This is a genomic window from Agrobacterium tumefaciens (genome assembly GCF_005221385.1).
Taxonomy (GTDB): Bacteria; Pseudomonadota; Alphaproteobacteria; order Rhizobiales; family Rhizobiaceae; genus Agrobacterium; species Agrobacterium tomkonis.
Genome location: NZ_CP039903.1, coordinates 1,981,212 through 2,007,835, shown reverse-complemented (window position 1 = coordinate 2,007,835; position 26,624 = coordinate 1,981,212). Strand labels below are relative to the sequence as shown.

The 26,624-nt window shown below is 58.9% G+C and carries 29 protein-coding genes; 9 read left to right on the top strand and 20 right to left on the bottom strand.

Translation table 11 applies throughout. The features are described 5' to 3' along the window. Nucleotides 1-225: 225 nt before the first annotated feature. The 6 genes from CFBP6623_RS10085 to lgt form a co-directional block, all read right to left on the bottom strand. A complete protein-coding gene (locus CFBP6623_RS10085) occupies nucleotides 226-1,158 on the bottom strand; it encodes a ribose-phosphate pyrophosphokinase (protein WP_046798416.1) in 933 nt (310 codons plus the stop codon). A gap of 220 nt (nucleotides 1,159-1,378) precedes the next feature. Continuing rightward, the gene (locus CFBP6623_RS10080; protein WP_046797969.1) at nucleotides 1,379-2,143 is read right to left on the bottom strand and encodes a hypothetical protein; all 765 of its coding nucleotides are present in this window, start codon (nucleotides 2,141-2,143) and stop codon (nucleotides 1,379-1,381) included. 90 nt (nucleotides 2,144-2,233) lie between these two features. Next, nucleotides 2,234-3,385 carry a M24 family metallopeptidase gene (locus CFBP6623_RS10075; RefSeq protein ID WP_046797970.1) on the bottom strand — a complete coding sequence of 384 codons (1,152 nt, stop codon included), beginning with the start codon at nucleotides 3,383-3,385 and terminating at the stop codon, nucleotides 2,234-2,236. Nucleotide 3,386: 1 nt separating this feature from the next. After that, nucleotides 3,387-4,181: a peptidoglycan editing factor PgeF gene (pgeF, locus tag CFBP6623_RS10070; protein WP_046797971.1), complete on the bottom strand. Its 795-nt coding sequence runs from the start codon at nucleotides 4,179-4,181 to the stop codon at nucleotides 3,387-3,389. Nucleotides 4,182-4,331: 150 nt separating this feature from the next. Beyond that, nucleotides 4,332-5,432, bottom strand: coding sequence for a class I SAM-dependent methyltransferase (locus tag CFBP6623_RS10065; protein WP_080841937.1), 1,101 nt, complete (start codon nucleotides 5,430-5,432; stop codon nucleotides 4,332-4,334). A gap of 15 nt (nucleotides 5,433-5,447) precedes the next feature. Then, entirely contained in the window at nucleotides 5,448-6,260 is an 813-nt protein-coding gene (lgt, locus tag CFBP6623_RS10060; protein ID WP_046797973.1) for a prolipoprotein diacylglyceryl transferase, read from the bottom strand. A gap of 308 nt (nucleotides 6,261-6,568) precedes the next feature. On the opposite strand from lgt, the gene CFBP6623_RS10055 reads away from it, so the two are divergent. From CFBP6623_RS10055 to CFBP6623_RS10040, 4 genes are all read left to right on the top strand, one after another. Continuing rightward, nucleotides 6,569-6,832: an accessory factor UbiK family protein gene (locus CFBP6623_RS10055; protein ID WP_046797974.1), complete on the top strand. Its 264-nt coding sequence runs from the start codon at nucleotides 6,569-6,571 to the stop codon at nucleotides 6,830-6,832. 429 nt (nucleotides 6,833-7,261) lie between these two features. Continuing rightward, complete coding sequence (locus tag CFBP6623_RS10050; protein ID WP_046797975.1) at nucleotides 7,262-7,762, top strand: YbjN domain-containing protein; 501 nt, start codon at nucleotides 7,262-7,264, stop codon at nucleotides 7,760-7,762. 2 nt (nucleotides 7,763-7,764) lie between these two features. After that, complete coding sequence (gene proC, locus CFBP6623_RS10045; RefSeq protein ID WP_046797976.1) at nucleotides 7,765-8,583, top strand: pyrroline-5-carboxylate reductase; 819 nt, start codon at nucleotides 7,765-7,767, stop codon at nucleotides 8,581-8,583. Between the two features lie 27 nt (nucleotides 8,584-8,610). Next, on the top strand, nucleotides 8,611-8,952 hold the full coding sequence (locus CFBP6623_RS10040; protein ID WP_046797977.1) for a tRNA-binding protein: 342 nt from the start codon (nucleotides 8,611-8,613) through the stop codon (nucleotides 8,950-8,952). Between the two features lie 79 nt (nucleotides 8,953-9,031). Here the strand turns inward: CFBP6623_RS10040 and CFBP6623_RS10035 are convergent, their stop codons facing one another. The 4 genes from CFBP6623_RS10035 to CFBP6623_RS10015 all read right to left on the bottom strand — a co-directional run bounded on the left by CFBP6623_RS10035 (nucleotide 9,032) and on the right by CFBP6623_RS10015 (nucleotide 12,490). After that, nucleotides 9,032-10,411 carry an ATP-binding protein gene (locus CFBP6623_RS10035; RefSeq protein ID WP_046797978.1) on the bottom strand — a complete coding sequence of 460 codons (1,380 nt, stop codon included), beginning with the start codon at nucleotides 10,409-10,411 and terminating at the stop codon, nucleotides 9,032-9,034. A gap of 30 nt (nucleotides 10,412-10,441) precedes the next feature. Beyond that, nucleotides 10,442-11,155, bottom strand: coding sequence for a response regulator (locus tag CFBP6623_RS10030; RefSeq protein ID WP_080841939.1), 714 nt, complete (start codon nucleotides 11,153-11,155; stop codon nucleotides 10,442-10,444). A gap of 2 nt (nucleotides 11,156-11,157) precedes the next feature. Beyond that, nucleotides 11,158-11,685, bottom strand: coding sequence for a MarR family winged helix-turn-helix transcriptional regulator (locus tag CFBP6623_RS10025; protein WP_046798417.1), 528 nt, complete (start codon nucleotides 11,683-11,685; stop codon nucleotides 11,158-11,160). A gap of 199 nt (nucleotides 11,686-11,884) precedes the next feature. Next, nucleotides 11,885-12,490 carry a DUF1236 domain-containing protein gene (locus tag CFBP6623_RS10015; protein ID WP_046797980.1) on the bottom strand — a complete coding sequence of 202 codons (606 nt, stop codon included), beginning with the start codon at nucleotides 12,488-12,490 and terminating at the stop codon, nucleotides 11,885-11,887. A gap of 233 nt (nucleotides 12,491-12,723) precedes the next feature. On the opposite strand from CFBP6623_RS10015, the gene CFBP6623_RS10010 reads away from it, so the two are divergent. Then, nucleotides 12,724-13,368, top strand: a complete 645-nt coding sequence (locus CFBP6623_RS10010) for an MBL fold metallo-hydrolase (RefSeq protein ID WP_046798418.1) — start codon at nucleotides 12,724-12,726, stop codon at nucleotides 13,366-13,368. 85 nt (nucleotides 13,369-13,453) lie between these two features. Here the strand turns inward: CFBP6623_RS10010 and CFBP6623_RS10005 are convergent, their stop codons facing one another. The 4 genes from CFBP6623_RS10005 to CFBP6623_RS09990 form a co-directional block, all read right to left on the bottom strand. Then, complete coding sequence (locus CFBP6623_RS10005; protein WP_003494703.1) at nucleotides 13,454-13,669, bottom strand: cold-shock protein; 216 nt, start codon at nucleotides 13,667-13,669, stop codon at nucleotides 13,454-13,456. 446 nt (nucleotides 13,670-14,115) lie between these two features. Further along, complete coding sequence (locus CFBP6623_RS10000) at nucleotides 14,116-15,018, bottom strand: DMT family transporter (protein ID WP_046797981.1); 903 nt, start codon at nucleotides 15,016-15,018, stop codon at nucleotides 14,116-14,118. 184 nt (nucleotides 15,019-15,202) lie between these two features. Continuing rightward, nucleotides 15,203-15,511, bottom strand: coding sequence for a hypothetical protein (locus CFBP6623_RS09995; RefSeq protein ID WP_080841942.1), 309 nt, complete (start codon nucleotides 15,509-15,511; stop codon nucleotides 15,203-15,205). Nucleotides 15,512-15,657: 146 nt separating this feature from the next. Then, on the bottom strand, nucleotides 15,658-16,581 hold the full coding sequence (locus tag CFBP6623_RS09990) for an EAL domain-containing protein (protein ID WP_080841943.1): 924 nt from the start codon (nucleotides 16,579-16,581) through the stop codon (nucleotides 15,658-15,660). Between the two features lie 211 nt (nucleotides 16,582-16,792). Here CFBP6623_RS09990 and CFBP6623_RS09985 point away from each other — a divergent pair, with 211 nt between their 5' ends. Continuing rightward, entirely contained in the window at nucleotides 16,793-17,995 is a 1,203-nt protein-coding gene (locus tag CFBP6623_RS09985; protein ID WP_046797984.1) for a pyridoxal phosphate-dependent aminotransferase, read from the top strand. 210 nt (nucleotides 17,996-18,205) lie between these two features. Here the strand turns inward: CFBP6623_RS09985 and CFBP6623_RS09980 are convergent, their stop codons facing one another. Then, nucleotides 18,206-19,312, bottom strand: coding sequence for a calcium:proton antiporter (locus CFBP6623_RS09980; protein ID WP_046797985.1), 1,107 nt, complete (start codon nucleotides 19,310-19,312; stop codon nucleotides 18,206-18,208). A gap of 194 nt (nucleotides 19,313-19,506) precedes the next feature. On the opposite strand from CFBP6623_RS09980, the gene CFBP6623_RS09970 reads away from it, so the two are divergent. Then, a complete protein-coding gene (locus tag CFBP6623_RS09970) occupies nucleotides 19,507-19,773 on the top strand; it encodes a DUF2188 domain-containing protein (protein ID WP_080841944.1) in 267 nt (88 codons plus the stop codon). A 108-nt stretch (nucleotides 19,774-19,881) separates the two neighbouring features. On the opposite strand, the gene CFBP6623_RS09965 is transcribed toward CFBP6623_RS09970, so the two are convergent. After that, nucleotides 19,882-20,826, bottom strand: a complete 945-nt coding sequence (locus CFBP6623_RS09965; RefSeq protein ID WP_046797987.1) for a LysR family transcriptional regulator — start codon at nucleotides 20,824-20,826, stop codon at nucleotides 19,882-19,884. Nucleotides 20,827-20,916: 90 nt separating this feature from the next. Between CFBP6623_RS09965 and CFBP6623_RS09960 the strand changes: the two genes are divergently transcribed. Continuing rightward, nucleotides 20,917-21,951 carry an NAD-dependent epimerase/dehydratase family protein gene (locus CFBP6623_RS09960; RefSeq protein WP_080841945.1) on the top strand — a complete coding sequence of 345 codons (1,035 nt, stop codon included), beginning with the start codon at nucleotides 20,917-20,919 and terminating at the stop codon, nucleotides 21,949-21,951. Further along, nucleotides 21,951-22,340, top strand: coding sequence for a DUF6220 domain-containing protein (locus tag CFBP6623_RS09955; RefSeq protein WP_046797989.1), 390 nt, complete (start codon nucleotides 21,951-21,953; stop codon nucleotides 22,338-22,340). The genes CFBP6623_RS09960 and CFBP6623_RS09955 overlap by 1 nt, the downstream gene beginning before the upstream one ends. Nucleotides 22,341-22,394: 54 nt before the next feature. On the opposite strand, the gene CFBP6623_RS09950 is transcribed toward CFBP6623_RS09955, so the two are convergent. The 4 genes from CFBP6623_RS09950 to trxB all read right to left on the bottom strand — a co-directional run bounded on the left by CFBP6623_RS09950 (nucleotide 22,395) and on the right by trxB (nucleotide 26,422). Further along, nucleotides 22,395-23,507 carry an alkene reductase gene (locus tag CFBP6623_RS09950; RefSeq protein ID WP_046797990.1) on the bottom strand — a complete coding sequence of 371 codons (1,113 nt, stop codon included), beginning with the start codon at nucleotides 23,505-23,507 and terminating at the stop codon, nucleotides 22,395-22,397. Between the two features lie 127 nt (nucleotides 23,508-23,634). Continuing rightward, nucleotides 23,635-23,925 carry an ArsR/SmtB family transcription factor gene (locus tag CFBP6623_RS09945; RefSeq protein WP_046797991.1) on the bottom strand — a complete coding sequence of 97 codons (291 nt, stop codon included), beginning with the start codon at nucleotides 23,923-23,925 and terminating at the stop codon, nucleotides 23,635-23,637. A gap of 601 nt (nucleotides 23,926-24,526) precedes the next feature. Then, nucleotides 24,527-25,423, bottom strand: coding sequence for a LysR family transcriptional regulator VtlR (locus tag CFBP6623_RS09940; protein ID WP_046798419.1), 897 nt, complete (start codon nucleotides 25,421-25,423; stop codon nucleotides 24,527-24,529). A gap of 24 nt (nucleotides 25,424-25,447) precedes the next feature. Further along, nucleotides 25,448-26,422 carry a thioredoxin-disulfide reductase gene (trxB, locus tag CFBP6623_RS09935; protein WP_080841946.1) on the bottom strand — a complete coding sequence of 325 codons (975 nt, stop codon included), beginning with the start codon at nucleotides 26,420-26,422 and terminating at the stop codon, nucleotides 25,448-25,450. Nucleotides 26,423-26,624 lie beyond the last annotated feature (202 nt).

Below are 26,624 nucleotides of genomic sequence, written 5' to 3'. Positions count from 1 at the left end.
ACCTTTGGTCGAGAACACGTGCTGCAGGGCGGCTTGTGTTCCCAACAATATAAATAGTGCGATTTTTTTGCTTGAAACGCGCATGCGTTCAGCGGACGCTCGGATGCGAGGTTTTCAAACCGTCGGTCATCCTCGGGCTTGACCCGAGGATCCATAACTCTTTGAAATCAAAGGATCCTCGGGTCAAGCCCGAGGATGACTGAGCGCGAGGAGATGACGGCAGCGTCAGTCGAACAGGCCGGACACCGACTGTTCCTGCGCGGTGCGGTTGATTGCTTCACCGAGCAGGCCCGCCGTGCTGATGACGCGGATATTATGCGCGGATTGCACACCGGTGGTCGGCTGGATGCTGTCGGTGATGACGAGTTCGCGCAGCTTCGAGGAGGCCACGCGGGCAACTGCGCCGCCGGAAAGTACGCCGTGGGTAATATAGGCGGTGACGCTGGTGGCGCCTTTCTTCAGCAGCGCTTCGGCTGCATTGCAAAGTGTGCCGCCGGAATCGATGATGTCATCGATCAGGATGCAGTCCTTGCCGGAAACATCACCGATAACGTTCATGACTTCGGATTCACCTGGACGGTCGCGGCGCTTGTCGACGATGGCCAGCAGACAGTCCAGACGCTTCGACAGGGCGCGGGCGCGCACCACGCCGCCGACGTCAGGTGAAACGACCATGACGTTGTTGGTGTCGTAATGTTCCTTGATGTCGCGGGCCAGAATGGGGGCTGCGAACAGATTGTCGGTCGGGATATCGAAAAAGCCCTGGATCTGGCCGGCGTGAAGATCGAGCGTCAAGACGCGGTCGGCGCCGGCTTCGGTGATCAGATTGGCGACGAGTTTGGCGGAAATCGGGGTGCGGGGGCCGGCTTTGCGATCCTGGCGGGCATAACCAAAATAGGGAAGCACCGCGGTGATGCGCTTTGCCGAAGAGCGGCGCATGGCATCGATCATGATGAGCAGTTCCATCAGATGATCATTTGCCGGAAACGATGTGGACTGAACGACGAAAACGTCCTCACCACGTACGTTTTCACTGATTTCTACGAATATTTCCTGATCAGCAAACCGCTTTACGGTGGCATTTCCGAGAGGAACGTTGAGATACTTGCAGATCGCTTCGGCAAGGTGCCGGTTCGAATTGCCTGCGAAAACCTTCATTGCGGCCGCCTGTTTCCATGCCATCGCCTTGCGCTACGGAAGTCTGTCTGCCGTAACCAAGCGTCGTTCAAGGGGAGGAACATCCGGCCGAAAAGCCTTTGCCGGACACGCCTTGTTGCCATGCGCGCCTTAATAGCGCTGTTGCTTCCGATTGCAAGAGGACTCAGCGCTTTCGCAATGATTTTCATGAAATCTCTGTGACTTCTCCCGCCGTTTCACCTCATCCCCTTTGAGACTGCTTCCATGATGAATAGTCGTTGAGCGTTTTTGCGGCGATATCCTGCATGACCCTGTCGGTCACGGCGGCCCATGGATCGCTGCCTTTGGCGGCCACTGTCTCTTGTCCCTGAAGACGGTGGAGCCGCACACCATTGGCATCCAGAACGTCCCAGACGTAAATGACATTGACCTTGCCGCCATCGGCGAAGGCGGAAAAATATCCCTTCAGGATGTTTTCGGCCGAATTGTCGTTGGAGGCGCGGATGGTCAGTCCCTTCGCCCGTGCTTCGGCACCCAGTTGCCGCGAGAGTGGCGTGACGGCCTGAACGGGCGCGCCGATGATCGGCAGGAAGCGGATGGTATTGCCGGAACCGGCAGGAGCAAGCGAGGCCGTTTGTTGCAGGGGCGGTTGCTGGCCACCCGCAGGGGATGGTGCGGATGAAGGGGCCTGGCCAAGCGGCTCACCATACTGGCTGCCGCTGGAAAGCGCCTGTGCCTGCGCCTGCAAGGAATTCTGCGGCGCATAGGCCGGCACGGAAGATGCGGTTGCTGAAGCGCCTGCCGGCGCGCGGTCGGCAGCGGCGGCCATCTGGTCGAGATCGCCCTGGGTTACCGGCGTCGATTGTGAGGTGTTGTGGCCAACATCCACCTGCGGGGTCAGCGCCTCCGTGGTGTTGCAGCCCGAAAGGGCCAGCACCAGTGCCGGAACGGCAAGAGCTGGAAAGACAAGGGCTGGGAAAGGGGAGACACACCCCGTCCGGCTCATGTGACGTTTTCTCTCATGTTCCGCTCCTTCTTGCCCAAGGTGGCGGCAATGTAAGGGCGGTTTTCCCGCTCTGTCAAACCCGGTAGTGATTTAAGCTGTGAGAAGATCGAGGCTATGGCGTGAGAGCGGCTCCGGAGCGCCGTCCGTGGTCAGATAGGTCTGGCCGAGCGTCATGGCGGTACCGGCATCGGAGTCCATCACGATCATGTGCACGAATAGCGTCATGTCGCTGGTAATCTCCTGCGGATTGCCGGCATGGAACATCTGATGCTCCATCCAGGAAGGGGAGAAACGCGCGCCCAGCGAATAACCGCAGGAGTTCAGCCGGTGACGGGTCAATCCGCGCTCGTCCATCACGCGGGCATGCACGTCGAAGACATCGCCGAAGGTCTTGCCCGGCCGCAATACGTCCTCAATGGCGGTGAGGTTTTGCAGGCACGCGCTGTAAAGCTCCTTCTGGCGGAAATCCTGTTCGCCGATTACCACCGTGCGCATCATCGCGGCGTGGTAATGGGCGCTGACGCCGGCCCATTCCAGCGTCAGCTGGTCCTTGGTATCGAGCCTGCGGCGGCCGGCCTTGTAACGGCATAGCAACGCGTCGGCACCGGAGCCGATGATGAATTCATTGGCGGGATAATCGCCGCCGCCCGCCAGCACCGCGCCCTGCATCGCTGCGAGAATTGCGGCTTCGTCCGCGCCGGGCTTGATGAGTGGCAGCGCCGCGTCGAGGGCGTCGTCAGCCAGCTGGCCGGCCTTGCGGGCATAAGCAATCTCGGCCGGGCTTTTGACGAGCCTGAGCGTGCTGACGAGGTAGGAGGCGTCAACCATCTGGCCGAAGCTGGCAAGCTGGTTGTCCAGCAGGCGGGCGACACGGCCGGTCATGCCGTGGGTATCGTATTCCACGCCGATCTTTGCGCCGAGCAGGTCGAGATCGCTCAGGAGATTTTTAAGATCGAGCGTCGGGTCGGCATTGGGCCGGTCGACCCAGATGAGGATATTTTCGATGATCGAGGTGTTGCGCGCCTGACGCAGATCGGCCGAGCGGGTCAGCAATGTCATGGAGCCGTCCGACTTGACCACCAGCGTCTGGAAGAAGCAGTAGCCGAAGGTGTCGTAACCCGTCAGCCAATACATGCTTTCTTGCGCGAAAAGCAGCAGGGCATCCAGCTTCTCTTCCGCCATTTTCGCCATCAGCCGCTCGCGGCGGGCATCGAATTCCGAAAGCTCGAAGTGCAGGGCCATGTCAGTCCTCCAGAATTGCGATTGCGGAAATCTGCCGGCCATAATCGGGTTCGGCGCGGTGGGTCGTGCGGCGGTAGGAATAGAAACGTTCTTCGTCAGGATAGGTGCAGAGGCCGAGATTTTCCGCCTTTACGCCGGCTTTGGTCAGGCGGTCGATGGTGAACCGCTTGAGATCGAAGAGGGCATGGCCCTGCTTATCCGCTTCGGTGAAATAAACCGCGTAAGCCGGATCGATATCGGTGAAGCGCGCCACATATTCCGGCCCGACCTCGTAATTGCTCTGGCTGATGGAGGGGCCGAGTGAGGCGGAGATGCGCTCGCGGCTGGCGCCCAGCTTTGTCATGGTCTCGATGGTGTTTTCGAGAACGCCGAACAATGCACCCTTCCAGCCGGCATGGGCAGCGCCCACGACACCGGCTTCGGCATCGGCAAACAGGATCGGGCCGCAATCGGCGCTCAGCACGCCAAGCACGAAACCCGGCGTCGCCGTCACCATTGCATCGGCCTGCGGGCGGTTGCCATCATAGTTTTCATCGACCACGAGGACATCAGGGGAATGGACCTGATGCACGGTGGCGAGGCGTTCCGCGGACAGGCCGAACCATTGCGCCACGCGCCGCCGGTTTTCCTGCACAAGTTCAGGCTCGTCATGCGAGCCGAGACCGACATTGAGACCCTGATAAAGCCCTGAGGAGACGCCGCCCTGCCGGGTGAAAAAACCGTGGCGAACACGGTTTTCACTAGAGGCGGCGAGCAGGGGGCTCTGGATGGGGAGCGGCAGCGTTGCGTTCTGCATGGTGCGGGAGTTCCTTGGAGAATATCGCTGTTGGCCAGTGGGGTGCGTTAAGCGAGATGTTTCCTGTTGCTGCGGCGTTGCGCGGCGTGTGTGATGCAGTGTGCCTGCTTCGTGTGTCGCGGCGATGTTGGCCCAGAGGTTATTGCGCTGTCAATCCACCGCGCGAAACGGCATGAGATGAAGCGCGGGACTTGAAACGGCGACGACCTTGAAAAGTTCCCCCATCTTGCCGGCCCCTTCGCCGGCGAGACGGTTGACCGCTTCGGCTATGTCCAGGGTCTGGTCAGGTGTTGCTTTTGCGGCAAGTGCGCTCGCCCTTTCCTTAAGGCCGAGGCCATAGAGAAAGTCACCCTGCCTCAGTGTGCCATTGATATGGACGCCGGTTGCCTGCGCTGTTTTTACGAGGCTTTCGAAATCGACGTGGCTCGTCAGGTCGGCCTCGCCCGGATGTGCCAATGGCGGGTCGAAGGCATGGTTTCGCATGGCCTGCAGGGTGTCGCCAAACCCGGCGACCAGATGGCCGTAATCGATGGCGAGCGCCGTACCGCCATGGGCCGACAGGCGCTGGCAGATGGCCGTCATCACGGCTTCGCGGGCGGGTGAAACTTCGAATATGGTGCCAAGCGGCTGTCGTTCAGGCTGCGGCGGCAAAAGGGCCGGGTCGATGCTGGCAAGGCCGGTCGAGAAGACAAGCTCGTCATTCGCATCGAGACTGACGACCCGTTCGCGAAAACCCTGCGGTGTTCTCACGAATTGCCGGATCGGAATGGCGTCGAAAAGTTCGTTCGCGACGAGGAGCAGGAAGCCTTCGGGCACCACGTCGAAACTTTCATGCCATGTCAGCCGGTCGGCATGGTCGGCAAGCGTTTCCTTCTGGATTGTGGAAAGGCGGGAACTGGTTTCCACCAGATGTACCCGCATCGTTTCGTAAAGCGGCGGGGCGATGCGGCGGATGACGCGCAGCATGTCCGACATCATGGTGCCGCGACCGGGGCCAATTTCCACCAGCTGCGTTTGAGCCGGTGCGCCGTGCCGCTGCCAGGCATGGACAACGAAAACCCCGAGCATTTCTCCGAAAAGCTGGCTGACCTCGGGTGCGGTGATGAAATCACCCGAGCGGCCGAAGGGTTCGCGGCTCTTGTAATATCCGTGTTCGGGATCAGCGAGGCAAAGCGAGAAATAATCGGTGACGCTGAGCGGACCGTTGAGCCGGATAAGGGATTTGATGCGTTGCGCAAGCGGTGTGGTCATGGCAGGCCATACCGCTCAGGCGCTTTTTGCCGCGCCGCGCGCGCGAAGGACCGCCCACAGCCCCAGAAGGAACATGGGTGTGGAGAGCACCATGCCCATGGTCAGCCAGTTGCCGGCCAGATAACCGATCTGGGCGTCCGGCTCGCGGAAGAATTCCACGAAGATGCGCGACAGCGCGTAACCGCAGACGAAGATGCCGGTGACGACGCCGGGCGTCTTCAGCGCCTTGAAGGCATAGATGGCAATGGCCAGAATGATGACGAGCACAAGGCCTTCGAGGCCAGCTTCATAAAGCTGGCTCGGGTGCCGCGCAAACGGACCGCCGGTTGGGAACACGACTGCCCATGGAACGTCGGCGATGCGCCCCCACAATTCGCCATTGATGAAATTGGCGATGCGGCCGAACAGCAGACCGATGGGTGCCACGGCCGCAATGACATCGAACATGCTCCAGACCGGGATGCCGTTCTTGCGGGCAAAGAGGATCATGGCAATGGTAGTGCCGATAAGCCCGCCATGGAACGACATGCCGCCGTTCCATATTTCCAGCGCCCGTATCGGGTTGGCGGCAACGGCGCCGAGATCGTAAAACAGGATGTAGCCGATGCGGCCGCCGAGCACGATGCCGCCCGCTGCCCACAGGATAAAATCGTCAAGATGCTGTGCCGAGATCGGCGACGTATCGTTTGGCCACAGGCGATCCGTGCGGGCGAGGCGACGGGCATAAAACCAGCCGAGCATGATGCCGGCGACGTAGGCAATGCCATACCAGTGGATCGCCAGAGGCCCGATGGAGAGCGCAACCGGATCGATATTGGGAAATGGCATGATGGCAAGTTGAGTGGGAGCGGCTAACAATCCGTATATTCCGTCATCGTTGCTGGGCGGACAACAGAATGATCCATTGCCTCAAGGGGCCGGGCGATGATGCTCACCGGTCTCCCTGACGCCAAGGAAAATGGCGATTGCCGAGGCGGCGGTCAAGGTGATTTTTCGTGAGCGGATTGCGATGTCGGGCGCTGCAGCGAAAGGCCGCATTTTTCGATTTCGCTTGCAAGGCGGCTGCCGAGCACCTACCTGAAAGGCATCAACAGCAGGGAATGGAACGCTCCCTGAACCGACGAAGGACCAGCGCCATGAGCACGACAGGCACCAACCGTATTCTGGATGAATTCGCCAAGCTGATGACCGATGCGGCCGGCGCGGCGCAGGGCGTGCGCAAGGAAGCGGAAGCCGCCCTTCATGCACAGGCCGATCGCTGGCTGAACAGTCTTGATGTCGTCAAGCGTGAGGAATTCGACGCGGTGCGTGAAATGGCCATCAAGGCGCGTGATGAAAACGACGCGCTGCGCGCCCGCATCGAGGCTCTGGAAGCAAAGCTTTCGGCCACTAACGACTGATTCTTTAGCGCTTTTTCCTGATGGGTCCCGGATCGCCTGCGATTCCGGGACTTTTTGTTTACGGGCCATGCAACCCGAACTAATCTCTGGTTGCCGTAACCAGCCTCCAGCGCGATTTTTTTGGGGCCTGTGGACACTTCCAAAAAACGCAATCGCCAGAGTCGCTTATGTATCTCGCCTGAGGTGATGGGGGAGAAGATATCCACTGTTCAAAAAGCAAAAATGGCGCCTGAGGGGTGGCAGCAGGACTCGGCCATTATACACTGATTTTAAATGATGATTCGAAACGACCTGGTAAGCTCCGGACAGGGTGAATGCGTAATTCTGTTGGTGTCGGGCAATCGTCTCAAATGTTGAATCCGGTTTGTGTGTGCGTTTTGTGCCCGGCGTTCAAAACAGAACATTCCATACCGGCTGAGAAGGTGCCGCATGAGCCTGATAGAATTTGAAATTGAGCGTCAGTCCAATCCCGTGGACATGATCGAGATTGTCGCCGCCTCGAACGACTGGTCTTTCGAGCGTTCCGGTGAAGACGAGATCGCCATGACGGTGGCGGGCCACTGGGCCGACTATCACGTTTCCTTTGCGTGGATGGAGGATTTCGAAGCGCTGCATCTGGCTTGCGCCTTCGACATCAAGGTACCTGACCAGCGTGTCAACGAAGTCATTCGCCTGCTCTCGCAGATCAATGGCCAGGTGCTGATGGGTCATTTCGATCTGTGGCGGCAGGAAGACGTGGTGATCTTCCGGCAGTCATTGCTTCTGGCTGGTGGTGCCGAACCGAACAACCAGCAGGTGGAAGTGCTGCTTTCCAGCGCGCTGGAAGCCTGCGAACAATATTATCAGGCATTCCAGTTCGTCGTCTGGTCGGGGCTGGATGCGAAAAGTGCAATCGAAGCGGTCATGTTCGAGACCGTCGGAGAAGCGTGACGATGGTGTACAAGGCTTCTGGTCCGCTCGTCCTCGTCGGCGCCGGCAATATGGGCGGCGCCATGCTTTCGGGCTGGCTGAAAAAGGGCGTGCCGGGATCTCAGGTCATCGTCGTCGATCCGGGCCCTTCCGATGCCATGCGCACGACGATTGCCGAAGCGGGCGCGGCGCATAGTCCAAGCGTTCCGCAGGGCGTCAAGGCAGGCATTCTTTTCGTGGCGGTGAAACCGCAGATGATGGAAGCCGTGCTGCCGTCTCTCAAGCCCTTGCTGGGGCCGGATACCGTCGTTGTATCGATTGCGGCCGGCACGACCATCGACACCTTCGTGTCGCAGTTCGGCGCGGTTGCCGCCGTGCGGGCAATGCCCAACACGCCGGCCATGGTGGGGCGCGGTGTGACGGGCGCCTATGCCAATGAACTGGTAACGCCGGAGCTTAAGGCTGTGGTGGACGGATTGCTGAAGGTCAGCGGTCCGGTCGAATGGGTGGAAACCGAAAGCGATATAGACGCGGTGACCGCTGTCTCGGGCAGCGGCCCGGCCTATGTCTTTTATCTGGTGGAATGCATGGCGGAAGCCGGCCGTAAGGCCGGTCTGCCGGCGGATGTGGCCATGCGCCTGGCGCGAGAAACCGTCGCCGGCGCAGGCGAGTTGCTGCACCAGTCCCCCGACGAGGCGGCGCGGCTGCGCCAGAATGTGACCTCACCGGGCGGCACGACGGCTGCGGCACTTTCCGTGCTGATGGCTGACGATGGTATGCAGCCGCTGTTCGACAAGGCGGTTGCGGCGGCAAAAAAACGCGCCGAAGAACTTGCTGGTTGAAGCATTGCAGGCAGGTGGGAGCAGGGCATGAGCGGTGAAATTTCCTACGCCGATTTCGAGAAGGTCGACATTCGTGTCGGTACGATCGTTGAGGCTGAACCCTTTCCCGAAGCCCGCAAGCCGGCAATCAAGGTAAAAATCGATTTCGGACCTGAGATCGGCATCAAGAAATCTTCAGCACAGATTACGGTGCATTATACGCCGGAAAGTCTGGTTGGCCGGCAGGTGCTGGCTGTGGTGAATTTTCCGCCGCGCCAGATCGGTCCGTTCCGCTCCGAGGTCCTGACGCTCGGCTTTGCCGACGGTAACGGTGATATCGTGCTTGCCGCCGTTGAACGGCCGGTGCCGAACGGCGAGAAAATGTGCTGAGATAACAGCACGGGCGCTCGATCTTTCAGGTTGAGCACGGGACTCCCGAACGCCTCATGACAGTTTTCTGTTCGGCGTCCTACGCCGGGATTTTGACGATCACCCGCAGTCCGCCCAAGGGGCTGTCATCCAGCGATACGTCGCCGCCATGGCTGCGGGCGATGTCGCGGACGATGGAGAGGCCAAGTCCCGTACCGGAGGCGTTGAGGTTGCGCGCTTCATCCAGCCGGAAGAACGGCTTGAAGACATCCTCTCTAGAAGCTTCCGGAATACCCGCGCCGTCATCATCGAAGGTCATGATGATGGAGCGCGGCGCCTTGCGGATATCGATGTGCAGATTGGTCGCATAACGCCGGGCATTCTCCGCCAGATTGGCGACGAGGCGGGAAAGAGCATTCGGGCGCGCGATGATGCGGTCGATATTATAAAGCTCGTAGCTGAATTTCTTGCCGTGAAGCTCGAAATCATGGCCGATCTTCTCCAGAAGTGCGGGAAGTTCGAGCGTGCCGACGTCCTCTTCGACATCGGTGCGGGCAAAGGTCAGATAGGCCTCCAGCATTGACTGCATGTCCTCGACATCCTTGTCCAACCCTTCAAGGTCCGGATTATCGCCTGCCAGAGCCAGTTGCAGCTTGAAACGGGTGAGGATGGTGCGCAGGTCGTGGCTGACGCCGTTCAGCATGGCCGTGCGCTGTTCCATCTGCCGCTCGATGCGTTCGCGCATCAGTATGAAGGCGAGACCCGCCCGCCGGACTTCATCTGCGCCGCGGGGAGAATAGGCGCTGATCTTCTGGCCGCGGCCGAAATTCTCTGCCGCTTTGGCAAGCGCTTCGATGGGCTTGATCTGCCCCCGCAGGAAGAGGATCGAGATAGCAATCAACACCAGCGATGCGCCGACCATCCAGACGAGGAAGATATGGGTATTTGAGGCATAGGCTGCGCTGCGGCTGGTGAAGACGCGCAGGGTCTTGTCGTCCAGCTGGACGCGGATTTCGACCAGCGAGCCGTTGCCATAGGTGTCGATCCAGAACGGCCTGCCGATCTGCTGCGTCAACTGATCGGCCAGAATTCTGTCGAGGATCGAAAACAGCGGCTCCGGCCTCGGCGCGGGCAGGTCTGCCTTGGGTTCGATATAGACGCTGAGATCCAGCTTCTCGCGGGCAATGCGGATGACGCGCTGGTAGTCATCTTCCTCGGGGTCGGTTTGCAGGAGCTCGATGATTGCGGCAATATCGCGCGTCACGGCGGCGGAAAGACGTTCCGTCACCAGCTGCCAGTGGCGTTCCATGAAGACGGCGGCGACCACGCCCTGAAGCAGGATCATCGGCAAAATGATGATCAGCAGCGAACGTGTATAAAGCCCGGTGGGCAGCCAATGGCGCAGCCCTCTGGCAAACGAGCGCCAAGCCTTTGCTATACCACTTTTTTTGACCGTACTGAGAAAATCGAGGCTTGCCATGGCCGTGCGCCCGCCTTTCGTTTGTCCTTGTCAGTCCACCCTCAGCCGGTAGCCGATGCCGCGTACCGTTTGCAGATAGACCGGATTGGCGGGGTCGTCCTCGATCTTGCGGCGAAGACGGTTGATCTGCACGTCGATGGTTCTTTCGCCCACTTCCGATTCCGCCTCGACCAGTTCGTGCCGTGGGATGGTGTCACCGGCGCGAAGTGCAAAAAGCAGCATGATCTCCTGCTCGCGGTCCGTCAGGCGGATGGTTTCGGGGCCGCGGCGCAATTCCTTCTTGGGAATGGAGAAGCTGTAGGGCCCGAACATGATCTGCTCGATCTTCGGTGTATCTGGCGAGGTGTTGCGCCGCAGGATGTTGTTGATGCGCAGCACGAGTTCGCGCGGATCGAAGGGTTTGGCGAGATAGTCATCCGCCCCGGCCTCCAGCCCCTCGATGCGGGAATCCGCTTCCGAGCGGGCGGTCAGCAGAATGACCGGCACGGACTTGTCCTCGTTCAGCGAGCGGGTGAGCGAAAGTCCGTTTTCTCCCGGCATCATCACGTCGAGGATGAGCAGGTCGAAACGGATGCCGATCATCTTGCGCCGGGCTTCGGCCGCATCTGCAGCGACGGAAATGCGGTATCCCTTCTCACCCAGAAAGCGCTGGAGAAGGTTGCGAATGCGGGCGTCGTCGTCAACGATGAGAAGGTGGGCGGCGTCATCATCAGCCGGCGGGCGCTTTGTCGTTGCTGTCGCCATCGTCAGTCGCCTTCCGCTGTTGTCGGGCTGCGCATCTGCGCCAGGAATTTTCGCACGCAGGCGCGAGCATCGGGACCAAGTCCCTCCAGCGCACGATCGATACGCCGCGATTGCGGTTCACTCAGCGCCAGCGCCAGTTCGCGTCCGGTCAGCGTCGGATAAAGCCGGCGCTGGCGGCGGTCTTCGGGACCGGCCATCTGGCGGATATAACCGTCGTCGATCAATTGCTTCAGCACGCGGGCAAGGCTCTGTTTGGTGATCTGAAGCGTGTCGAGCAGATCCGCCACCGTCATGCCGGGCTGCCGGCTGACGAAATAGACCACCCGGTGATGCGCACGGCCATATTCCAGCTTCGACAGGATGACATCGGGATCGGAGACGAAATCGCGATAGGCAAAAAACAACGCCTCGATCGTATCGAAGTCGATCTTGCCGTCGTCAACCTTCGGGAGTGCCGGTATTTGCCTCGCGGCGGCGGTTTTGAGCGATTGCGGTGGCACTGCGGTTCCTTCATATCCTGCGGCTGACATACGTCGATGCGCCAATATTCTGTAAACATAGCCGAAAATGCGTCCGCTCGGGAGAATGTCGCCGATCATTTTCTGTTGCGGTGGATAATATGCTGCGGGTGCGGGTGCAACTGGAATCCTGAGTGACCTTTACCGGAAATAGAAAAGAGCGCGGGAAGCCCGCGCTCTTCAGTTGTTTCATACCGTTCAGTAAGTGGGTCTACTGGTAGACATAGACGATGCGGTGGGTTGATGGCTCGACCAGAACCGGCACGTCGTTCACCCGTACATAACGATACTGATAGTCGGGAACTTCAACGAGACGGGTATCTGACGGCAGAGTTGTGCCGACGACCACGTCGCCATCGAAGGTGACGGTGTCCGCAGGATGTTCGTCCATATAGGTGATAACCGCTTCGGGCGGGGTGATGTCGACATCGCCAACGCGGCCGAGATTCGGATCACCGGGATTGGGTTCAGCCTGCACGCTTGAGGTCTTCTCATACGTCACGACAGGCACGCTGAGTTCGGTGCGACGGTCTTCGAGAATGACGGGAGAACCCTCATACATGACATTCAGATAGTCCGCATGCGCCCAACCGCGCAGGCCATTGACCTCGATGCGGCACCAGCTGCTGCCATCCATGCAGCCGTCCAGAACCGCACTGCTGCCACGGGTGGCCAGACCCAGTTCGGGATAGTCTTCGCCGGGGCCTGAGCGAACGGAAATATCCGATGCGGTGGTGGCGACCATGGCGGCGTTTGCATAACCGGCCATCAGGGCGAAAGCGCCGCCAGCCATGAGCATTTTAAGCGTTTTGTCCATGTGTCTCACTCCTTTTAAGACTGGAGCTACAACGTCGGAGCCACCCGGGCGTTCCACATTTTTCGGTAGAAATTTCCGTTTTGAGCAGGAATATGCCGGTTATCTTATTGAATTTTATTGTTATTTTTAAAGGCAATCCGGCAACGGAAAAGCCGTATCTTTTCTCCGCCATTGTACTGGGGCCGGTCGCGGTCTATAGGAAGCGGGATTTTTCGGACACGGAGACACGGGATATGGGAAAGTTGCAGGCGGGCATTATTCCGGTCACGCCGTTCGAGCAGAACTGCACCATCCTCTTCGATCAGGATACCAAGGAGGGTGTTGTCGTTGATCCCGGCGGCGATGTGGACGTCATCCTTCAGGTCGTCGCTGAAAACGGCATCACCCTCAAGGAAATCTGGCTGACCCATGGACATCTCGATCATGCTGGCGGTGCCGAGGAATTGCGCGCGAAACTTTCGCTGCCGGTGATCGGTCCGCATGAGGATGACCGGCCGTTGCTGGACAGGATCGAGGTGCAGGCCGAAAAATACGGTATCGCCGGTCTTCAGAATGTTGTGCCGGACAAATGGCTGAAGGACGGGGACAGGGTATCCTTCGGGGACCATGTCTTTGAGGTCTATCACTGCCCGGGCCACGCCCCCGGCCACGTCATCTATTATAATCGTGACCAGCAATTTGCCCATGTCGGTGACGTACTGTTTGCTGGGTCGGTGGGGCGGACCGATCTGCCCGGCGGGAACCACGAGCAATTGATGGCGTCCATTCGCGACAAGCTTTTGCCGCTCGGCGACGATGTCGGGTTCATCTGCGGGCATGGTCCTGGTGGTCGGCTGGGCGATGAACGCCGCAACAATCCCTATCTTCAGGGGATCTGAGCGCGTTACGCATGGCGTATGCGCAGGCATAAAAAAACCCGGCATTCCTGCCGGGCTTCAACTAGAAAAGAAAGCCGTTTTAGGGTCAGCCAGCAATCTGCAGATTGACTGCCTTCGGGCCCTTGCCGCGACGATCCGGTTCCGTGTCGAAGCTCACTTTCTGATTTTCTGAAAGTCCGGACAGGCCAGAAGCCTGTACAGCAGAGATGTGAACAAAGATATCAGCGCCACCATTGTCTGGCTTGATGAAGCCGAAGCCTTTGTCTGTATTGAAGAATTTTACGGTGCCAGTTTCGGCCATGCATCAGGTCCTTTTCGCTCTGCCCGCGTTCAGCTACAGGCAGCATTACAGTTTTGCCCCGCGAGGGCGTTGGCAGGCAGTTCTTGACTATTGAGAAAATGGACCTTCACAGCGGGAAGTAATGGCGTTCTCATCCAACGTTTTTCGTCCCACCGCCCGAGGTTTTTAGCGTCCCCAGTGCGCAAATTTTATAGGCCTTCCCATGCTCGCAAATTGCCCGAACCGCGGTAGAGTGATGCGTTTATGGAAAATTGGCAAGCAAAAGTTTTCACGGGCTTTTTGTCAGATAAAAAACCTGCGGTAGAATAACGGCGTGCAATCGCACATTTTTTTCGCATAGGCGATATTTGATGAAATAATTGCCGGTTGGGGTGGGTGTTCCCGGCAAAATTTTGGATGCCGAAACGCGTTTTTTACGCGGGCGAGAAAAAACGGTTCTTTTTGCGTCAGGCTGTGCCAGCCACGGTTTTTTGCCGTTTTCGCGTCAGTTCCGGCACCAGTTCCACGATCAATATGGCGATGAATATGATCAGGCATCCGACATAACCGGCGCGGGAAATGGTCTCATTCAGGAAAAGCGAGGCCATCAACGCGCCGAAAAGCGCCTCCGAGGACAGGAATATCGCCGCCTGCGGCGCCGTGGTGTAACGCTGGCCGATGACCTGCAAGACGAAGGCGAGGCCGGAAGATACGAGGCCGACATAGAGGATTTCTGCTAGCGAGGCTTCGATTGCGCCCATGCTGATGGGTTCGAAGGCGATGCCGATCATGCAACTAAGAAGGGAGCAAACCGCGAACTGAGTGCAGGAGAGGGCCAGCGGCCGCCCGCTCTCGGAGACGAAGCGGCCGGCAAGCGTGATCTGGATCGCCCAGAAGAAGGCGCAGATGATGCTGAGAATATCTCCCCTTGTCAGCGCCTCGAATGCGCCGCCGGAGAGGAGGAAGATGCCACCAAGCATCATCAGGGCGCAGGGCCAGACGATCCAATGGGGATGTCGCCGGTAAAGCACGACGGCGATCACGGGAACGAAGATGACGTAAAGCCCGGTCAGGAAGCTGGAATTGGTGACGGTCGTGGTCAAAAGCCCGACCTGCTGGGTGGTGGCGCCGCCGAACAGGGCAAGGCCCACGAGAATGAAGCTGCCGATCTCCTTGCGGCGCGGCGGCGACTTTTTCGACCGGGTTTCCATCATCGCAAAGGGCAGCACGGCGATTGCGGCAATGGCGAAACGCAGGCCGACGAACCAGAAAGGGCCGATGGAGGCCATGGCGGAGGATTGCGCGACAAAGCCGCCTCCCCAGATCGCTGCGGCGAGCAGAAGCAGCATATTGGCCTGAATACGCGTCATTGTTGGCACCAGCACACAAGGGGCCGGAAGATCATTCAATCGCGGCCCTGGCAATTCGGGGATTTTTTGAAATGTCGATCAGACGGTTTCCCGGGTGCTTTAGCAGCAACCTGCCGGTGCCGCAAGCCGGCGGAAGGAGGTCACCGCCAGACGGGGCGACTGCCATGGCTTTTGGGGCATCAGCTTATTTGTAGCGGCGGGCTTCATCCTTGAGACTGCGCCGGGTAAGCGTCAGGCCGCCGATGCCGAGGCCGATGAAGGCCGCAGCCGAAAGGATGATGAGCAGGAAGTGCGGACCCGCCTGCGAGGTGGCCGCTTGCGGGATCGAGGCAGTTTGCAATGTATCGACGGCTTGGGCCGCCGCATTGGCGGATGTCGCGATACCCGCGGCCATGGTGACGATGACAAGAAAAGCAGCCGCTGCCATCCAGAGGGAAAACAGCGTTCTCTGCGCCCTTAACCTTTCAACGGAAGTCCGGTCGTTGGTAAACATGGCGATTGCCTCTTGTCCCTGTCCATGAAGGATAAAAGAGGCTTCGAAATGGACGGCTTGGAGACCGAATTCTGGCGTTCCGCGGTATTTATTGCGGCAATATTGTGGCAAACGCGATTACAGGGAACTGCCTGCCGCAGATAGGCTCAGAGGCCGCGTTTTCCGAAGGTGCGGGTCTGGCGCTGTGGATGCGGCTCCGTCTGGCGCTCTTCGCGGAAAAATGGTGGCATCGTACGGTCCGTCCGCGGAGCAGTATTGAAATAGGCGCTGCCGAGTTCGGGAAAGCGTGCGTCGAAACTCGTGGGTGCGAGTTCCGGTTTGGCGAGAGCGTAACCCTGCATCAGCACGACGCCGAGTTCCTCACACAGATCGACCTGCCAGCCGCTCTCCAGCCCTTCGAATACCGGCTCTATTCCATCGTCGCGAAACTGGCTGACGATGACGCGCAGAAGGGCTGCCCCTGCAGAATTCTGCATGAAATCGCGCACCCAACCCGCTTCGAATTTGACATAATCGGGTTTGATGAGTTTTACCCGGTCGATGTCGGAATCGCCGGCACCGTAGTCGTCCAGAGCCACGCGAAAGCCGATGTCGTGCATGTGGTAGGCGAAGTCTGCGACCATCTGCGTGTCGGAGGCTTTTTTCTCGGAAATTTCGCAGACGATACGGTCTGCCGTCATTCCGGCCTCGTGGGCGGCAAGGCGCATGCGCTCCACTTCCTGCCGCATCTTTGCCGGCGTCTGGAACAGGCCCGGATGGAAGTTGACGAAGATGCGGGCGCGGGAACGGTTGAGCCTGCCGGTATTGAGAATGTGGATGGTGCGCAGGATACTGTCGATATTCTCGATATCGTCAGGCTCCACGAGGGAGAAGAACTCGCCTGGTGTCACCGGCTCGCCGTTGCGATGCGGCCGCACCAGACCTTCGAAGGAATCGATGTCGAGCGCGCCGCTCGTCGTTCGACGGAAAATGGGTTGCAGGGCAGATTTCAGGTTGAATGTTTGGTAGGCCGTGGACCATGTGCCATCGACCTCGCGGACAAGACTGGAAAAGATGCTTTTGGGCGCCATTTTTCAACCAGCTATAGAGACACGACCCCTAGGCTCGCGAATATAGCGTATCAAGCGTTACTTCCGGGTTAAGGAAGGTTTAAATTCCCTGCTACAGCACATAAGCCGGCTTTTGACCTTGAAAGAAGGTCTGTCTTTCGACATAGAAAGTGCCGCAGAAGACAAGTTTTTCAGCGTCTACCGATGTCAACCCCAATAGGACCGATTAAAAATGGCCTTCCTTGCCGACATTCTCTCCCGCGTAAAGCCATCCGCCACCATCGCCGTTACCCAGAAAGCCCGTGAGCTGAAAGCGAAGGGCCGCGATGTGATCAGCCTTGGCGCCGGCGAGCCGGATTTCGATACGCCCGATAATATCAAGGAAGCGGCCATCGACGCCATCAAGCGCGGCGAAACGAAATACACGCCCGTTTCCGGCATTCCGGAACTGCGCAAGGCCATTGCTGACAAGTTCAAGCGCGAAAACGGCCTCGACTACAAGCCGGAGCAGACGATTGTCGGCACCGGCGGCAAGCAGATACTTTTCAACGCCTTCATGGCCACCCTCAACCCGGGTGACGAAGTCGTCATTCCCGCGCCTTACTGGGTCAGCTACCCGGAAATGGTGGCGATCTGCGGCGGCACGCCTGTATTCGTCGACACCACGCTTGAAGACAATTTCAAGCTGACGCCGGAAGCGCTGGAAAAGGCGATCACACCGAAGACAAAGTGGTTCGTCTTCAACTCGCCTTCAAACCCCTCGGGTGCCGCCTATTCGCATGACGAACTGAAGGCGCTGACGGACGTGCTGGTCAAGCATCCGCAAGTCTGGGTGCTGACGGACGACATGTACGAGCACCTCACCTATGGCGATTTCAAATTCGTCACCCCGGTTGAGGTTGAGCCTGCGCTCTATGATCGCACGCTGACGATGAACGGCGTCTCCAAGGCCTATGCCATGACCGGCTGGCGTATCGGTTACGCGGCCGGCCCGCTGCCGCTGATCAAGGCCATGGACATGATCCAGGGCCAGCAGACCTCGGGCGCCAGCTCGATCGCGCAATGGGCGGCTGTTGAAGCGCTGAACGGCACGCAGGATTTCATTCCGACCAACAAGAAAATCTTCGAAGGTCGCCGTGATCTCGTCGTCTCCATGCTCAACCAGGCCAAGGGCATCAATTGCCCGTCACCGGAAGGCGCATTCTACGTCTACCCGTCCTGCGCCGGCCTGATTGGCAAGACCGCGCCATCTGGCAAGGTCATCGAGTCGGATGTGGACTTCGTCTCCGAGCTTCTGGAAGCCGAAGGCGTCGCCGTCGTGCAGGGATCGGCTTTCGGCCTCGGCCCGAACTTCCGCATTTCCTACGCCACGTCGGAAAGCCTGCTGGAAGAAGCCTGCAAGCGCATTCAGCGTTTCTGCGCCGATTGCCGTTGATCGGTTTTTGATATTGATTGAAGAAGCCCGGCAGCGATGCCGGGCTTTTTTGTTTTTGATAGATGCCCGCTCATTCGACGTCATCCTCGGGCTTGACCCGAGGATCCACAACCCGGAGCGATGGATCCTCGGGTCAAGCCCGAGGATGACGGCGGAGGGGTTTCGACGACGCCTTTCAGATACTGGAAATCTGGGTGGGCCCCTGGTTTTTTAAAGCCCCAGAAACAGCAGCATGATGAAGGTGGCGAAGAGGATGAAATGCGTCATCCCCTCGATCGCATTGGTTTCGCCGTCATTGAGATTGATGGCGGCGGCGATGAGGGTGATGAAGACCATCACGGTCTGAACCGGTGTCATCGCCATGATGAAGGGCTGGCCGGTATAAAGCGCGATCCCCTCCATGACCGGCACCGTGAGAATGACCGTCGACAGCGATGCACCCATGGCGATGTTGACCACGGCCTGCATGCGGTTTCGCAAGGCGGAGCGGAGTGCGGTGAGGATTTCCGGCGACGCCGAGATCGTCGCGACCACCACGGCCATCAGCGCCGGTGGCGCGCTGGTGCCTTCGAGGCTCTGGCTTAAGAAGGCCGCCATGAATTCCGCGAGTACACCGATCAACACCACGCCGGCGATGATGAGCCCGATGGAGAGGGACACGCTGCCTTCTTCCTCTTCTTCCGCGTGGCTGCCGGATTGTTGGCCGGCGGGATGCGCCTTGCGGGGATAGGCATAGCTGAAGAAATAGCTGTGTGGACCGACCTGCATTTTGAGGAACAGGGCATAAAGCGCGATCATGGCGACGATGGTAAAGGCGGAGTAAACGTGCCAGCTTTCGTCGGGAATGAACTCCGGCACGATCATCGAGATGCCCATGGCGGTAAGGATCATCACCCCGTAGGTCTTGCCGGAATCGTCATTATAGGGCTGCTCGCCGTGGCGCAGCCCGCCGAGCAGGGCGGCGAGGCCGAGAATGCCGTTGATGTCGATCATTACGGCGGAATAGATCGTGTCGCGCACCAGTGTCGGTGAGCTGGATTCGCTCATGATGATGGCGAGGATCAGCACTTCCACCGCAACTGCCGAGAGTGTCAGGATCATCGTGCCATAGGGATCGCCGACCTTGGCGGCGAGGATTTCGGCGTGATGGGCAACCCGCATCGAGACCAGAACGATGAGCCCGATCAGGGCGATCGCGGCAATAAGCGAGGCCGTCTTTCCGGCCTCGAATATCGCATGTTCGGCCATATAGGCGGCGATTGCCGCCGGTATCGCGAGCAGCAATATGCGCTCCTGCTTCAGAATAGAACCCACCATTGATTTCCCTTCCCCTGATAGCCGCAGGCTGTGACGTATCGTCTCTCAGATCAAGCAGGATTTGCGCTTGAGTGCTTTTGGTAGGATAGTGATGTCGCAGGACATGCTGCTCATGCCGCGGTGTCCCCGTTGGGTGCAATGCTTGAAACGCGGTTGTGGTTGCCATGTCGCCTACTGAAACAGGAGGAACATGCATGACCAAAGTAGTGTATGAAATCGTCGAACATGACGGAGGCTTCGCTTACCGCATGAACGGCGCTTATTCTGAAACTTTTCCTTCCTGTGCGGATGCCGTCGAGGCTGCGCGTATCGTTGCCGCTGAACAGCAGGTGGGCGGCGATGACGAGGAAATCAGCTATCAGGACGAACGCGGCCAATGGCATGAAGAATATAGCCAGGGCGGCGACCGGCCGGAAGCTGAGGTCGTGGACAAGACTTTACCGTCGGCCAGACTGTTTTGATGAAAGAGCCGGCATTTCCGGTCAAATCGGCATCACCTTACATGTTCCGCAAGTTGGTTTTACATCATCGCGGACCGAGGTGTGCTCGGCCTCCGTTGCCCGTCAGCCTTAACGCCGTTGTGGTGGTGCGCCCGGGTCGGTCTCCTTGAGATGCGCCTTCAGGCCTTCGACGAGGGCGCTGAACATGGCACGACATCGTGGCGAGGTCTTCAGATTTTCATGCATCGCGACCCAGGTGTGCAGCGGGATGTCGATATCGGGAAGAACCTGCACCAGCCGCGGGTCCTTGCGCGCAAGGCCGATCTGACAGACGCCGATGCCCGCGCTGGCGCGGATCATGGCAAGCTGGGCGAGATTGCTGTCGGCGCGGATTTCGAAGCAGATGTCTTCAATGTCGGGTATTTCCGGATCAAGGGCGCGCATCCGCTGAATGGCCGCCCTGATGAAAGGCGTCTTGCGGTCGAAACCGACCATCCGGTGCTCGTTTAATTCTTCCATGACCTTCGGAATGCCGGCTTTCGCCAGATAGTCGCGCGTCGCATGAAAGCCCAGACGGAAATTGCCGATGTAGCGCATGACGATCGCATCCTGCTGCGGTTCCGTCATGCGGATGGCGATATCGGCTTCGCGCCGCAAGAGGTCTTCCAGCGTATCCGATAGCGAAAGCTCAATCTCGAGCCGGGGGTGAATTTCCTGCATGGCTGCGACGATGGGCGGCAGCATTTCCACGCCGATGATGTCAGATGCGCTGATGCGCACCGTGCCTTCGATCTTGCCGACTTCGCCGGATGCCGCACGCATGAGCGCTGCCGCTGTCGCCGCGAGATTTTCCGCATAGGGCCGGAGCGCAAGGGCAGCTTCCGTTGGCATCAGCCCGTGCGGTGAGCGGATGAACAGCGGAAAGCCGACCGCCTCTTCCAGCGCGCCGATATGGCGCCCCGCAGTTGGTTGGGTGATGCCCAGTTCACGCGCGGCCGCAGACAGCGAGCCGTCACGCAGCACGCTGAGGAAGGTGCGGTAAAAATCCCAGCTGACATCCCGGCTCTTGACCATAAATTTTTGTATATCTGCTCCACTCATTTCGACAATTTCGTATATCGCGCAACGGAACGATACTCCAGCCCACAAGAAGGAGTGACGGCGATGATATATGAAAAACACGCAAATACAGCAGAGAATCAGCCTCTGGCGCTGATCGTCGGGGCGAATGGCGGTGTTGGCAGCCATGTGGCAAAGATGCTGTTGCAACGCGGCTGGCGGGTGAGGGCGCTGACGCGCCAGCAGGCACCATCCGGTGTGGTGGACGGTATGGAGTGCGTGACCGGCGACGCCATGAACCGGCAGGACGTGGTGGAGGCCGCGAAAGGGGCAACGCTCATCGTCCATGCGGTCAACCCTCCGGGATATCGCAACTGGGACAGGCAGGTGCTGCCGATGCTCGACAACACCATCGCGGCGGCCGAGGCCTGTGGAGCGAGGATCGTCTTTCCCGGCAGCGTCTATAATTTTGGTCCGGATGCTTTTCCGCTTCTGACGGAAGACAGCCCGCAAAAGCCTTTCACCCGCAAGGGTGCGTTGCGGGTGGAGATGGAGCGGCGGCTGAAGATGGCGTCGATGCGCGGCGTGCCGGTGCTGATTGTCCGCGCCGGGGATTTTTTCGGTCCGGATGCGAAAAACAACTGGTTTTCACAGATGCTGGTGCGGCCGGGCAAGCCGGTGCGCAGCGTCCAGAACCCTGCGGCACCCTATGCCGGACATCAATGGGCCTATCTGCCTGACGTGGCGGAAACGATCGGCCGGTTGCTTGATCGCTCGGGCGAGCTTCCAGCTTTTTCCGTTTATCACATGGAAGGTTTCTGGGATTTCGATGGGTTACAACTGGTCGGGGCAATCGAGCGGGCTGCTGGTCATCCGGTCAAGATGCGTCGGCTTTTCTGGCCGGGCATAAAGCTGGCCGCACCCTTCGTTCCGCTGTTCCGTGAAGTGCTGGAAATGCAATATCTCTGGCAGATGCCGATCCGCATGAGCAACCGCAAGCTTGCGGATTTTCTTGGAGCGGAACCACGGACGCCGATTGATGCAGCCGTGTCGGCGACATTGGCGAGCCTCGGCTGTCTCGAACAGGTGCAGCAACCGGCGAGCCTCCATCATCCGGCTGATGCCGGGGGCAGGGTGTGATGGCTACGTCGGCAAATGGGATGTCAGCGCGGCGTCACGTGTTCGCGGTTATTTCGGCAGGCGTGCCGGTGCTGATTTTAGCGCAGGTGCTCTTGGCGGGGTTGTCGATCTATTATGACGGATCGCTGATTTCGATGCATAAGGGGCTTGGCATGTTTATCGCCGTCCCCGTCGCGTCGCTGGTGGTCCTTGCGCTGCGTTACGATGATTTGCGGCCGAACCTCAATCGTGCGCTGGTTTTGCTTGCCCTCTATTGCCTGCAAGTGGCGCTGATGAGCATCGGCCGGGAAACGGGCAATGGCTTTCTGCAGGCGCTGCATGTGGCCAATGCCTTTGTCATGGGTGCGTTTTCCGATTTCGCCGCCCGGCAAGCGCGCATCGCATCCTGAAACGCCAAACGCCGCACTGCTGAGAAGCAGTGCGGCGTTTGGTTTTATCAATGATCAGCCGAGCGCCGGATAGTCGGTATAGCCTTCTGCGCCGCCACCATAGAAGGTTGGCTGGTTCGGCTCATTCAGCGGCGCATCGTTCTTGAAGCGGCGCACCAGGTCCGGATTGGCGATGAAGGCCTTGCCGAAGGCGACGGCATCGACCTTGCCGCTTTCCACGGCTTCGATGGCGCTTGCACGGTCGTAGCCATTATTGGCGATCCACAGGCCCTTGCCGCCGGCATTGCGATAGGCGCCCTTAAAGGCGGCGTAATCGAAGGGCTTGTCCCCCTGCTTGAAATCACGCGGGCCGCCGGTCGCACCCTCGACGACGTGGATGAAGGCGAGATTGCGCTTTCCGAGCTGTTCCGCCACGTAATTGTAAAGCGGCTGCGGATCGGCCTCGAAAATATCGTTGGCAGGCGTAACGGGGGAGAGACGGATGCCGGTGCGGCCCGCGCCGATTTCTTCCGTAACCGCATCCACCACTTCCAGAAGGAAGCGGGCGCGGTTTTCGATCGAGCCGCCATAATCGTCGGTGCGCTGGTTGGTGCTGGATTTCAGGAACTGCTCGATCAGATAACCATTGGCGGCATGGATTTCGACACCATCGAAACCGGCTTCCAGCGCGGCACGGGCGCCGCTGCGGTAATCTTCAAGGATGAGGCCGATATCGTCGATGGTGAGCGCGCGCGGCTCGGAGGTCTCCGCAAAGGCGCCTGTGCCGTCATCATTGATGATATAGGTCTTCGATTTGGCAGGGATGGCGGAAGGAGCGACGGGCTGGCCGCCGTGTGGCTGCAGCGACGTATGCGAAATGCGGCCCACATGCCAGATCTGCGCAACGATCTTGCCACCGGCCGAATGCACGCCGTCGGTGATCTTCTTCCAGCCTTCGACCGCTTCCTGCTTGTAGAGGCCCGGAACATCGGCGTAGCCCTGTCCCTGCTGGGAAATCGGGGTGCCTTCGGTGACGATCAGCCCGGCTGTGGCGCGCTGCTCGTAATATGTGGCGTTCAGATTGTTGGGAATTGCCCCCGGCGAACGGTTGCGGGTGAGGGGAGCCATGACGATACGATTGGCGAGTGCGATATCGCCGGCCTGTGCCGGTTCGAAAAGACTGGTCATGCGACTTCACTTTCTGGTCGGTTGGCGAAATTGCGCTTAGGGCGCGCTGTCTTTCGGTCTGGGTGCCGGAAGGAGAACCGCTTGCTGGTTTCCGGTCCGGCACCCCAGGGCTCAAAGCTTGGGAGGCTCAGAGATTCGCGTGCAGATAATTGCGGAACGCGTCGATGGTTTCCTCGTTGCGTTCGAAAAACACCCATTGCCCGACCTTCTTCGACCGGATCAGGCCGGCTGCCTGCAACACCGCCAGATGCGACGAGACGGTGGATTGTGACAGGCCGCTGATCTGAAACTGGTTGGCGCACACACCCATGCTGAGCGGATGATCCTGGCAGAAGTGATTTTCCGGGCACTTCAGCCATTCCAGAAATTTCAGCCTCGCAGGGTGGGAAAGGGCTTTGAGGACTTCCTCCGGGTTCATCGGTGTTTCTCTAATATCTGGCATGAGCGATGTTTATATCGATGATTTACGATATACAAATCACGTATCCGTGAGGGCCTGTGGGGTGACGGGAGCGCTTCCCAAAAAAGAAGGCCGCTGGATGTCTCCGCGGCCTGATAAGTTTGAAGGTTAAAACCTCCAGAGGGGAACAGCTGTCGCGTGCCTTATGGGAGCGTGACAGCCAACTAAAATATGGGAGCGCTAATAATGCAAAACAAGGTTGCATCATGCGATATTTCGCCAAATTGGGGAAAATTCTTGCGGGTAAAAAAAGAGGGCCGCCGGATAGATCCAGGGCCCTTTAAGTGTGAAGGTCAAAAACCTCCAGAGGGGAACAGCTGATGCGGTGGAACTGGGAGGAAAAGCCACCGTGTGCATCAGCTGAGAGCGATATGGTGCTTTTTTGTGCACGAAACAACTCTTTTTTGTGCAGGTCAGGCATGCGCGCGATGCAGGCCTCGATATTTCCGGTATATTTTATGTGCAATGCTGGTGAGGGCCGCCCATCGGCAGCCCTCACATTCACAATTTTAAGTATTTGAATTTAAACGGATATCTTGGGTTTCCGACTATTTTAACGTCAGAAGTTCCAGTTCCGCGCCTTGGCGACGATGAAATCTCGGAAAGCTTTCAGCTTTGCAGCGTTTTTCATTTCATCGGGATAGCAGAAGTAGGTATCGAATGACGGAATATCCGCGGCCAGCGACAGCTGGATGAGACCGGGATCGCGGCCGACGATGTAGTCGGGCAGACAGGCAATGCCTATTCCCAGCAGGCAGGCACGTTTGATCGAGGTCTGGCTGTTGATCTGCAGATGCGGGATGCGCGTATTATCCGAAGACCGTCCGGCATTCTCCAGCCAGTTGACGTCCAGAAGGTAGTTGGGCGCCGGTTCACCGAAGGAGATGATGCGGTGATTGTCCAAATCCTCGATCGACTGCGGTTCGCCGTGGCGATTGATGTAGGACGGCGCGGCATAGACATGCATGTGCACCGTAAACAGCTTGCGCTGAATAAGGTCCGATTGCTGCGGCTGGCGCAGGCGGATGGCGCAATCTGCGTGGCGCATGTTCACGTCCAGTTCCTCGTTGTCGAGGATGAGCTGGATCGACATTTCCGGATAGAGCTGCAGGAATTCCTGCACCTTGTCCGTCAGCCAGCCCTGGCCGAGACCAACCGTCGTCGTCACGCGCAACTTGCCGCTTGGCTTCTCCGTCGTTTCGGTCAGTTGCATCTTGACGGTTTCGAGCTTCAGCAACACGTCATGGGCGGTGCGATACAGCAGCTCGCCCTGTTCGGTGAGGATCAGGCCGCGAGCGTGACGATGGAACAGCTTGACGCCGACATCCTGCTCCAGTGCGCTGACCTGACGGCTGATGGCCGACTGGGACAAATGCAGCTTGTCGGCAGCATGGGTGAAAGACCCTGCTTCGGCTGCGGCATGAAAAATGCGCAGTTTATCCCAGTCCAATGGCATTGCCATGCCTATCCTGCCTTTCGGTTATTCCGCTGCAACCGCAAGCGGTTGTTGCGCCGTGAGATAGCGTTCTGCTTCGAGGGCGGCCATGCAGCCCATGCCGGCGGCGGTGATCGCCTGGCGGTAAATGTCATCGGTGACGTCACCGGCCGCGAAGATACCTTCGACGTCGGTTGCCGTGGAATCGGAGGCGGTCCACATGTAGCCGTTGTCTTTCAGCTTCACCTTGCCCTTGAACAGTTCAACCGCAGGCGCATGGCCGATGGCGACGAAGACACCGTCGATGGGCTTATCGCTGATGACGCCGGTTTTGGTGTCGCGCAGGCGCACGCCCGAGACGGAGGGTGGCATGGGTGGCTTGGCCGGAGCGCCGGTGATTTCGGCAATTTCCGTGTTCCACAGGATTTTGACGTTTTCCTTGGCGAACAGCCGTTCCTGCAGGATCTTTTCCGAACGGAAGCTGTCGCGGCGATGCACGACGGTGACCGATTTGGCGATATGGGCGAGATAGAGCGCTTCTTCCACGGCGGAATTGCCGCCGCCGACCACGATCACATCCTTGTTGCGATAGAAGAAACCATCGCAGGTGGCGCAGGCGGAAACACCGAAGCCCTGAAAATGCTGCTCGCTCTCGATGCCGAGCCATTTGGCCTTGGCGCCGGTGGCGATGATCAGGGTATCGGCGGTCCAGACCTGACCGGAATCGGTCTTGACCACAAATGGCCGGGTCGTGGTATCAACTTCGGTGACGAGGTCGCTGACGATTTCCGCACCCACATGGGTTGCCTGTTTCAGCATCTGGTCCATCAGCCATGGGCCCTGGATCGGATCGGCAAAGCCCGGATAGTTCTCCACATCGGTGGTGATCATCAATTGCCCGCCCTGTTCCATGCCGGCAATCAGCACAGGTTTCAGCATTGCGCGGGCCGCGTAGATCGCCGCGGTATAGCCGGCGGGACCGGAGCCGATGATCAATACCTTCGTGTGGCGGGCAGACATGGGAACATTCCTTCTCAATAGCAGGGTCTTCGCTCAAGGCCTTCCAGCCGCAGGACGGCGGACGGGCCGCAACCCCTTCGTTGGCAGGTATTTAAGGTTGTCTAGTGTCTTTATTCAAGGGCAGCCTTGCGTTACCAACAAGGCAGTTGTGGATGCACGCGCAATTTTGTGACCGGCCGGCGGCATATTGTTGCGAATCCCG